Origin of the sequence: Silvanigrella sp., from assembly GCF_044369315.1 — a bacterium.
GTDB lineage: Bacteria > Bdellovibrionota_B > Oligoflexia > Silvanigrellales > Silvanigrellaceae > Silvanigrella.
On sequence record NZ_JBIPMD010000199.1, the window covers coordinates 1 to 6,117 of the forward strand.

A 6,117-nucleotide genomic window follows, 5' to 3' on the forward strand; every position below is an offset into this window, starting at 1 on the left:
AAACAGCAACAAACATTTATGCATTAGAAAAATCCCATCAAATTTTAACAGACTCAAATATCAAAGATAAAATTCAGCATGAGATAAAGAAACACTGGGATTTTCTTCCAAAACAAATTGCAAATAAATTAAAATCTTGGTCTTCTGTTAAAGAAAATTATGAAGGCGATGCCTTTAAATATGAAGTTCGTGATAAAAAATATGAGGTAAAAACATTCACAACCTCATTATCAGGACTTAAAATAAAAAAAATAAGTGTTCCTCAATATGAAGATTATGGAGAAATTACGAAATTTTTACGCAATGAAAATTTACCAGGAACTTTTCCCTTTGTTGCGGGTGTGTTCCCTTTTAAAAGATCCGATGAAGATCCCAAAAGACAATTTGCGGGAGAAGGTGGACCAGCGCGTACCAATAATCGTTTTCATTTTTTAACCCAAAATGATCCAGCAAAACGACTTTCCACTGCTTTTGATAGTGTTACGTTATATGGAGACGAACCAAATAAACGTCCCGATATTTATGGAAAAGTGGGAGAAAGCGGTGTTAGCATTGCTACCTTAGAAGACATGAAAACATTATATAAAGGCTTCGATTTATGTGATTCAAATACAAGCGTAAGCATGACAATAAATGGACCTGCCCCCATTATATTAGCGTTATTTTTTAATACAGCAATAGATCAACAAATTGAAAAAGAAGAAAAGAAAAAAGGATCTAACTTAACAAAAGAAGAATATCATAAAATAAAAAGTCATACTTTGCAAACAGTAAGAGGAACAGTTCAGGCTGATATTTTAAAAGAAGATCAAGCACAAAATACTTGTATTTTTTCGATTGATTTTGCATTAAAAATGATGGGTGACATTCAAGAATATTTTGTAAATCGTAAAGTAAAAAATTATTATTCTGTAAGTATTTCTGGTTATCATATTGCCGAAGCGGGAGCGAATCCTATTACACAACTCGCCTTTACTTTAGCAAACGGATTTACTTACGTAGAATATTATCTAAGTCGTGGCATGCATATTGATGATTTTGCATCGAACTTGGCCTTTTTCTTTAGCAATGGAATGGATCCCGAATATTCTGTCATTGGACGAGTTGCTCGTCGCATTTGGGCTATTGCCTTAAGAGATAAATACAAAGCAAATGATCGTTCTCAAAAACTAAAGTACCACATTCAAACAAGTGGTCGTTCGTTGCATGCGCAAGAAATGAACTTTAATGACATACGAACAACATTACAAGCACTCTTAGCACTTTCAGATAATTGCAATTCATTGCATACAAATGCTTATGATGAAGCAATTACAACACCTACCGAAGAAAGCGTTCGTCGGAGTATGGCAATTCAATTAATTTTAGCAAGAGAGTATGGTGTTCTTAAAAATGAAAATCCAATGCAAGGCAGTTACTTTATAGAACAGCTTACAGATATTGTAGAAGAAGCTGTATTAGCAGAATTCGATCGCATTTCGAGTCGCGGTGGTGTATTAGGTGCTATGGAAACTCAATATCAAAGAGGAAAAGTACAAGAAGAAAGCCTTTATTATGAAACTTTAAAGCACTCAGGCCAGTTGCCCATTATTGGAGTAAATACCTATTTAAATCCGAATCAAGATGAAAATACATTTAAAATGGAAATACAACTTTCAAGAGCTTCGTATGACGAAAAAGATGATCAATTAAAACGCCTTGATGAATTTAAACAGTCAAATTTAAATTCTTCTAAAAAAGCGTTACTTTCTCTTCAAGAAACAGTTTTAAAAAACGGAAATGTATTTGAAGAACTTTTGCAAACCACAAGACATGCTTCTTTAGGCGAAATCACTCTAGCACTATATGCTGTAGGTGGACAATATCGAAGAGCAATGTAACGTAACTTATGCTATTTTTTTATCTGTATTGCCATTTATGATAAAACTTAAGGAGTCAATTATTTCGGAAATTTCGTTTGCTTTTAAATTTAATTCAACTCCCGCTTTCGCAGAGTCTTCCGAAATTTTTGAATTTTCTTGTGTTGATCTTTCAAGCTCATGAACTGCATTTACAATTTCACTTATACCATATTCTTGTTCTTTTGTTGCTGTCGAAATCTCTAATACCGATTTATTTACCATGATAACATTTTCAACGGTATCTTTCATAACTATGGCACATTGATTTGCTATTTGTGTACTTTCCGCAATGTTTTCATCACCAATTTTAAATAATTTTTCAACCTCAGCGGTTTTACCAAAAATAATCTTTTCAACAGTATCAATACTCTCACTTAACATATTATTTATATCTTTTGCCGCATCTCCACTCATTTTAGCTAAATTTCCTAACTCTTCCGCAACTACAGAAAATCCCATTCCATGCTCACCAGCTCTTGCGGCTTCAACAGAGGCATTAAAGGACAAAAGTTTTGTTTGAAAGACAATATCATTTATGACTTTTGTTTTATTTGAAATGTCAGAAATCACTTTAATAATTTCATTGATTTTTTTATTTCCATGATCAACTTGAGTCATAATTTCTTTATTACTCGTTTTTATTTTTTCTATACAAGAAATCAACTCAAATACTATTTTTTCGCCATTTTTTACTGCGATTTCACTTTTTTTGGATAATAAACTAGAATGTTCTGAACTCTCAGACGTTTTTTTAATCATGGAATTAATTTCTAGTATAGCCGAAGAAGTTTTTTGCAAGGATGCATTTTGCTGATTTGTGCCAGAGCTTAAATTTTGTGAAGAGTTATTGATATCGTTAGCGCTTTGTAAAATCGTATTGCTATGAAAAATCAAATTCTCGATTACTTGATTCATCATTTTTGAGATTTTTAAACTAATAAAATACGCAAAAATGAAAGTAACAGATAAAAATAATAACGTAAATAAAATACTTAAATACTTTAAATTATTTGAAGTAATTTCAGATTTTAATATTTCATTTTCACTTTCTTTTTGTAATTTATCGGAAAGAGTTTCTAAATCTTTTTCCAACTTTTTAAATAACTGCATAAATTTATCTTGTTCTACAGCAGCTGCTTTTTTATTGTTTGCAAATGAATATTGAATAACAACAGCACTGGTTTCAACATATTGGTTAACGGTTGGAATCACCTCTTTTACCAAAGATCTAAGTTCATTATTTAAAGGTAATTTATTTATATTTTCAATATATTCTTTAAATTTTTTTGCCATTTCTTTATTTTCGTTTAAAACTTCATCTTTTTCAGCTTGAGAACCTCCTGTTGCCGTTATTAAAAGTGCGTTTGTCACGTTACCACGTAGACCATCATGCATCATATCTACAAGTAATGTATTTTTTATTAAAGGAAAATTTGTGTCTCCTAAATTATTTAAAAAATTATTTGAAATAGTTGATGAAACTACAGAAAATAATCCTAAAATTATGATATTGGTTAAAATAATAATTATTAATATATAAAACCATTTTTTTAATGAAAAATTATTACTCTTTATCATAAAATTCCTTTAACTTTTTATTCATAATAGAATCGGAAATTTTTCTCAAAATATTTAAAGTCTAAAAAATGACGCTTTGTTATATCAATTTCTAATCAATCCGATATCCCTGAGGAAAAAATAAATCATAAAGAAGGCATTTTATTATGGATGAAGATTTTGAGTTGGAATTACAAAAAACATTTTTTCAAGAAGCTTCCATAAATATTGAAGAATCTGAAGAAGTTTATTTGCAATTTAGTGATAATACACCTCCAGATCTACTAGCTAGAAGTTTTCGCCTCGCTCATAATTTAAAAGGAAGTGCAAAAGCGGTAGGTTTTAGTGAAATAGCAGAAATTCTTCACATCTTAGAAACTTTATTATTAAAACTCAAGAAAAAAGAACTTGAAGTAAACAATAGTATTATTAATGTTCTTTTAATGACAAATGATAAACTAAGAGAAATCATTGAGCAATATAAAACTGATCTCAATTACAAGCCAAATCACAAGGAAATTATAGAAGAAATTTCAAAAGTATTTCAAGAATCACAAAAAAATTCGCCAAATGAAAACTCAGATACAAAATTGTCATTAGAAGACAATAAAGAAACAATCCAAGAAGAAATTGTCTTCTTTAAAAATGAAAAAAAAGAAGACTCAAAAATCAATCCTGAAGTAAAAATTCAAAAAAATAAAATTAAGAAAGAAATGTCAGAAGAAATCATTCGAATTCCATTAAATAAAATTGAAAAATTACAGAACTATATTGGCGAGATTGTCATTATTCAAAGCATGTTCGAAGAACAAATTAAAAATTCAACAAATCCTAATTTAAAAAATCATTTTCGTTTATTAAATAAAACAACAAAAGAAGTTCAAGATATTGTCATGAATTTAAGACTTGTCCCAATTAAACCGGCTTTTCAAAAACTAGCTAGAACAGCACGGGACACCTCTGTCATGTTAAACAAAGAAATTATATTAAACTTTTTAGGTGAAAATACAGAAATTGATAAATTTATATTAGATGAAATTTCTGATCCTCTTATGCACATGGTTCGAAATGCAATTGATCACGGCTTAGAAAGTAATGAAGAACGTATTCAAAAAAATAAAAATAAAGAAGGCATGGTTACTGTAAAAGCCAGTCATGAATCTGGAAACTTAATATTATGTGTTCAAGATGATGGTAAAGGTTTAAATCCCAAAACTTTATATGAAATTGCAGCAAAAAAAGGAGTTATAAAAGGAAATGAAACATTAAGTGATGAAGAATGTTATCATCTTATCTTTGCACCAGGATTCTCTACAAAAGTTGAAACAACAGAAATTTCTGGCCGTGGTGTGGGCATGGATGTTGTTAAAACCAATATTGAAATGTTAAGTGGAAAAATTGAAATTTTTACAGAAATTGATAAAGGAACAACTTTTAAGATAAAAATTCCATTGTCTGTAGGAATTCTTGATGCATTTATTACAGAAATTTCTAATGAAAAATTTATTATTCCTGTAAATCAAGTGATAGAATGCCTTAGTTTAAATAAAAGCAATATCAATCACCTGACAGGAATGGAAAGCGTTATTATTTTAAGAGGTGAAGAAATTCCAATTGTAGATTTGTCCATGGGTCTTCAAAATAAATACAATGATAAAACAAAAATAAATGAAAAAGTAATTATTATAGTTCAAAGTAATGGTAAAAAAATAGGAGTTATTGTTGATAAAATTATTTCAATTCAATCTGTGGTTACAAAAACAATTGGAGAAGAAATGAGATGTGAAAAAGGAATTGTAGGAAGTGTTATTTTAGGTGATGGTAAAGTTGTTCCTATTTTAGAAGTTTCTGAATTAATCACAGGAAATATGTTTCAACAAAATATTCAAAGAAATAAATCCATTCTTTCATCAAAAGCAGGGTAATGTATGGCAGAAGAAACAGGAAAAATACAAAGATTATACACAACAGATAATAGATATCTTTGCTTCACGTTAGGTAACGAACATTTTAGCATTCCTCTATTACAAAGTAAAAGAAGTTATTGGAATCCCAGAATTTACAGGTATTCCTTACACACCCTCATATTTTTGTGGAATTATGAATTTAAGAGGAAAAGTAATTAGTGTTATCGATATGAGAAAAAAATTAAGTATTGTTTCCAAAGGACCAGATGAAAACTCTGTTATTGTTTGTGACTTAGATAATATTACAATTGGAGCACTAGTAGACTCTGTTGATAATGTTATTAATATTGAAAAAGAAAAAATTCTTCCAAAACCAGATATGCAAACAAGCATTAAAAATGATTATATTGAAGGACTCATTGAATACAAAAATCAACTTATAGTTTTAATCAATTTAGCAAAATCTTTAAGTGTAGAAGACCTAGTTCATATTGAAAAAACGGCAGCATAGAGGTTTAAATGAAAGAAATTTTTTTAGCTGATAAAATTTCTTTAAAATTAAAAATTTTAATATTATGCCTCGCTGGATCTTTTTCAATTTTTATTATTTCTATTATATTTGCATTTTATAATTTTAACTCTCAAGAAAACCTTATTAAAGAAAGAATGTATCAATCAGCTGAAGATCTTTCCAATACCATTCAAGATGAGTTTTACGAGCGTTATGGAGATGCAAAAACTTTTGCGTTGTA

General features: G+C 29.2%; 5 protein-coding genes. 4 read left to right on the forward strand and 1 reads right to left on the reverse strand.

What is annotated here, in order from left to right; genetic code table 11:
• On the forward strand, window positions 1–1,880 hold a 1,880-nt coding region (locus ACIQ56_RS13400), incomplete at its 5' end, for a methylmalonyl-CoA mutase family protein (protein ID WP_397601553.1).
• 6 nt (window positions 1,881–1,886) lie between these two features.
• Here the strand turns inward: ACIQ56_RS13400 and ACIQ56_RS13405 are convergent.
• Window positions 1,887–3,479: a methyl-accepting chemotaxis protein gene (locus ACIQ56_RS13405; RefSeq protein WP_397601554.1), complete on the reverse strand. Its 1,593-nt coding sequence runs from the start codon at window positions 3,477–3,479 to the stop codon at window positions 1,887–1,889.
• Between the two features lie 146 nt (window positions 3,480–3,625).
• Between ACIQ56_RS13405 and ACIQ56_RS13410 the strand changes: the two genes are divergently transcribed.
• From ACIQ56_RS13410 to ACIQ56_RS13420, 3 genes are all read left to right on the forward strand, one after another.
• Window positions 3,626–5,383, forward strand: coding sequence for a chemotaxis protein CheA (locus ACIQ56_RS13410; protein ID WP_397601555.1), 1,758 nt, complete (start codon window positions 3,626–3,628; stop codon window positions 5,381–5,383).
• Between the two features lie 82 nt (window positions 5,384–5,465).
• Window positions 5,466–5,876, forward strand: a complete 411-nt coding sequence (locus tag ACIQ56_RS13415) for a chemotaxis protein CheW (protein WP_397601557.1) — start codon at window positions 5,466–5,468, stop codon at window positions 5,874–5,876.
• A gap of 8 nt (window positions 5,877–5,884) precedes the next feature.
• Window positions 5,885–6,117 (forward strand): hypothetical protein (locus tag ACIQ56_RS13420; RefSeq protein ID WP_397601556.1); only part of this gene is annotated, 233 nt, incomplete at its 3' end.

Excerpts from the sequence above, each read along its gene's own strand:
- ACIQ56_RS13405 (WP_397601554.1), bottom strand. The coding sequence starts at position 3,479 with ATGATAAAGAGTAATAATTTTTCATTAAAAAAATGGTTTTATATATTA.
- ACIQ56_RS13410 (WP_397601555.1), top strand. The coding sequence starts at position 3,626 with ATGGATGAAGATTTTGAGTTGGAATTACAAAAAACATTTTTTCAAGAA.